Origin of the sequence: Mesorhizobium sp. M8A.F.Ca.ET.207.01.1.1, from assembly GCF_004794715.1 — a bacterium.
In the GTDB taxonomy this organism is placed as follows: Bacteria; Pseudomonadota; Alphaproteobacteria; order Rhizobiales; family Rhizobiaceae; genus Mesorhizobium.
In genome coordinates this window covers 1-332 of sequence record NZ_SRUS01000316.1, presented here as the reverse complement: position 1 = coordinate 332, position 332 = coordinate 1, and the positions used below count along the sequence as shown (strand labels likewise).

1 protein-coding gene is annotated in these 332 nt (G+C 68.1%); it reads right to left on the bottom strand.

Annotated elements, in window-relative coordinates:
- A partial coding sequence (locus EN850_RS34715) for a DNA gyrase C-terminal beta-propeller domain-containing protein (RefSeq protein WP_281407313.1) occupies window positions 1–332 on the bottom strand: 332 nt, incomplete at both ends.

The following is a 332-nucleotide window of genomic DNA, read 5'->3' as shown; positions in this document are numbered from 1 at the left end:
CTTGCCGCGGGCCAGGCGGAAGGCGAACTCGCCCAGCGGGGTCTTCTTGACCGTGCCGTTCCGGGTGGCGAAGAACACGAACTGGCCATCGGCGTATTCGCGCACCGGCAGCACGGCCTGCACGCGTTCGCCCGGCTCCAGCGGGATCCAGTTGATGATCGGACGGCCGCGGGCGTTGGAACCGGCTTCGGGCAGCTGGTAGACCGGCAGCCAGAACACCTTGCCCGAACTGGTGAAGGTCAGCAGCGTGTCATGCGTGTTGACCAGCCACAGCTGTTCGATGAAGTCCTCTTCCTTGGTCGCCGCCGCGGCGGGCGTGGCCGCAGCGCGGC